3 protein-coding genes are annotated in these 3,079 nt (G+C 53.4%); 1 reads left to right on the forward strand and 2 read right to left on the reverse strand.

The features are described 5' to 3' along the window. Window positions 1–873: LysR family transcriptional regulator (locus tag KXR87_RS23265; RefSeq protein ID WP_437434546.1), on the reverse strand; the 873-nt coding region annotated here is incomplete at its 3' end. Between the two features lie 117 nt (window positions 874–990). Between KXR87_RS23265 and KXR87_RS23270 the strand changes: the two genes are divergently transcribed. Beyond that, the gene (locus KXR87_RS23270) at window positions 991–1,740 is read left to right on the forward strand and encodes an SDR family NAD(P)-dependent oxidoreductase (protein WP_437434547.1); all 750 of its coding nucleotides are present in this window, start codon (window positions 991–993) and stop codon (window positions 1,738–1,740) included. 125 nt (window positions 1,741–1,865) lie between these two features. On the opposite strand, the gene KXR87_RS23275 is transcribed toward KXR87_RS23270, so the two are convergent. Further along, window positions 1,866–2,888, reverse strand: coding sequence for a fimbrial protein (locus tag KXR87_RS23275; protein ID WP_437434548.1), 1,023 nt, complete (start codon window positions 2,886–2,888; stop codon window positions 1,866–1,868). Between the last annotated feature and the right edge of the window lie 191 nt (window positions 2,889–3,079).

Raw genomic sequence — 3,079 nt, forward strand, 5'->3', positions numbered from 1 at the left:
CGTGGCCAGACTGTCAATCAGTGCCCTGACTGCGGGCGGCAGCCCTTTGCGGGTGGTGAACACCAGGTGGACAATCCCCGGCACGCTGCGCCATTGCGGGAAGATCTGCACCAGCTCCCCTTTCTCAAGGGCCTGATGGCAGTAGTGCTCCGGCAGAAAAGCGATACCCAGCCCCTCCCGTGCGGCGGTGCGCACGGCGGAGAAATCGCTACAGCTCATCACCGGCATATGGCGCAGCGGCAGGCGCTGTTTCTCCTGGTTTTCCAGCGGCCATTCCACTTCCGGGTCGTCATCATTGGTGCCGAGCGTGGGCAGCGCAGGTAGCATGGCGATATCCTCTCCGGCGCGGCGCGCCAGCTCAGGACTGGCAACCAGAATCCGGTGCGAGATCCCCAGGGTGCGCATAATCAGCTCCGCATCACTGTTCAGCTCGGTACGTACGCGCAGGGCAACATCGATACGCTCGTTAATCAAATCAACGGCGCGATCGACGGCGACGATTTGCAGTCGCACCTTCGGGTAGCGGTGCATATAAGCCATCAGCGTGTCGGACACCACCTCCACCATGCCGGTCGGGCAGCTAAAGCGTACCAGACCCTGCGGCTCGGCGTTGGCATTGACGATCAGCGCTTCTGCCTGCTCCGCCTCCTGCAAAATGGCCCGACAGCGCTGATAAAAGGCTTCACCTACTTCGGTAACCCGAAAGCGGCGGCTGGTGCGCTCAATCAGCCTTACGCCCAGGCGCGACTCCAGTTCAGCAACGCGACGGCTGAGCTTTGACTTTGGTTCATGTAAGGCTCTCCCCGCAGCGGTGAACCCACCGTGGCGGACCACCTCGGCAAAGTAGCGGTAGTCATTCAGGTCAGTACGCATCGTCTTCTCATCGTTCTGTTATATGAACGATAGGTAGCATATTTGCTGACTTATTGCACCATCGTTCCACTGATATGCTCCTTACCACTAACCCAACGGAATAAACCGGAGTATGAAATGAACAGATACAACAACAAAGTGGTGGTGGTAACGGGCGGCACCAGCGGTATTGGTCTGGCAACTGCAAAAGCATTCGCTGCAGATGGCGCACGGGTTTACATCACCGGGCGTCGTCAGGACGCACTCGACAGGGCGGTACAAGAGATTGGCGGCAGCGTGGTCGGCGTGCAGGGGGATATGGGAAAACTGGGCGATATCGATCACCTCTACGATGTGATTCAACAGCAGCACGGGCAGATTGATGTGCTGGTGGCCAATGCCGGTGGCGGCGACTTTGCCGCCCTGGGTGAAATTACCGAACAGCACTATGAGCAGACGTTTAATACCAACGTGAAGGGGGTGCTCTTTACGGTGCAAAAAGCCCTGCCGCTGCTGAAAGACGGTGCGTCCATTGTGATGACGGCCTCCACCACCAGCGTCAAAGGCACCCCGGCGTTTAGCGTTTACTCCGCCACCAAAGCGGCGGTGCGTAACTTTGCTCGTAGCTGGATTCTGGATCTCAAACCGCGCCGTATCCGCGTCAACGCCGTCAGCCCTGGCTTAACCGACACTGCTGGTCTGAATGAACTCTTCGGCGGTGGCGATCAGGCGGAAGGCACCAAATCCTGGCTCTCTGAGCAAGTGCCATCAGGACGTATTGGTAAGCCGTCTGAAGTGGCCAGCGCGGTGCTGTTCCTCGCCTCCGATGACGCAAGCTATATCAACGGTGTTGAGTTGTTCGTCGACGGCGGTCTGGCGCAGATTTGATGAAAAGAGTGCCCCGTCTTTCGCCGAAGACAGGGGCAGTTTTTATAACTCATTGCTTTGCAATAATTTCATCTTTTCCTGACATGGAATCTTGCCTGTTTCCCGCATTCGAACAGGGAACTTCCCTACTCATACGTCATGGTGAATTCCACGGCCGAGTTAGCCGTTCCGGCAGAAATGGCACCGGTACGGATATAACGCGCTTTCATGGGGATGGTATAACTTCCGCCGGTGGTTTTGTTATAGCCGCCGTAAGTGATTTTTGTATTGAAAGGAACAGGTGTGTCGTAGGCATCCAGTACCTGAATACCCACGCCGCTGGCGGATGAGGTGCTGTCCAGCGTGATATGCTGGTCGCTGTTTCCGGCACTGACCAGAGTGACCCCCGGTCCTGGCTTAAATGTGTAATTGACTGAGTTGATGTTGGGATCGCAGTTCTTAATTTCAAAATTAAAAGGCGTTGCAGGGCTGGTTGTGCCAACGGCGGTAAATTCCGTACTGGCATGTTTCTGCAGATCAACCTGAATATCCGGCGTCTTGCAGGAGGCGACGTTGAAAGTGATGGGGCCACCTTTAATGTTTACGTTCTGAAATAACGCACCATCAGCGGTGGATAAGGAGGTTGTTACCCACCCGCCTACTAATGGGCTAGGTAATGTTACATTTCCATTCTCCACGGCTCCAGTGATATAAAACTGAATGTAAATATTACTTAACCATAGTCCGCCGCCACCCCCTGGGTAATTTGGACCAATCGTGAAATAAAGTCTTGGATCATTACCAATGACCACTGAATTACTCCACACAGAACGAATTTTAAAGCCGATCCCCTCTAAACCCGTCTTGTAAACATCGTCAGGGAGTGAGGGGTGCGTCACTTTAGTCATCGGCGAAAGAAAACCAATAAGTTCGTAAGCAGTGTTGGGTAAGGTACAAGTACCATAGTTAGTGACCCCAGGGCCGGGAAAATACAGTTCACTTCCAATCGGCCCTGGCGGTTGGTTACGAGAAACCGTAAACGTTGTAGCGGGAAGGGTGATATCAAAATTTGTTGGGGGATTTGCTGTACATCCAGCCCTGGTTAACGGACTCATCATTATTAAAAAAGATAAGAATGCTAACCTCGAAGAAATACTCAAGTTTTTCATAGTTACTCCCTGTTCTCTTCCTTCCGTAAATATTGTTATTTGTTAAGGCCCATAACCGGACTCACCCTCTTTATATCCGCCATAGTCATCAATCGTGGTAAATAGCACTCTGCCGGAACGAGGCGCCATCACCTCCTTAACCGGAAATAATTTCTTCCCTTTTGCCGGACACATACCATTTTGCTTTGCGT

This window comes from Yokenella regensburgei, assembly GCF_051486985.1.
In the GTDB taxonomy this organism is placed as follows: domain Bacteria; phylum Pseudomonadota; class Gammaproteobacteria; order Enterobacterales; family Enterobacteriaceae; genus CBFFRJ01.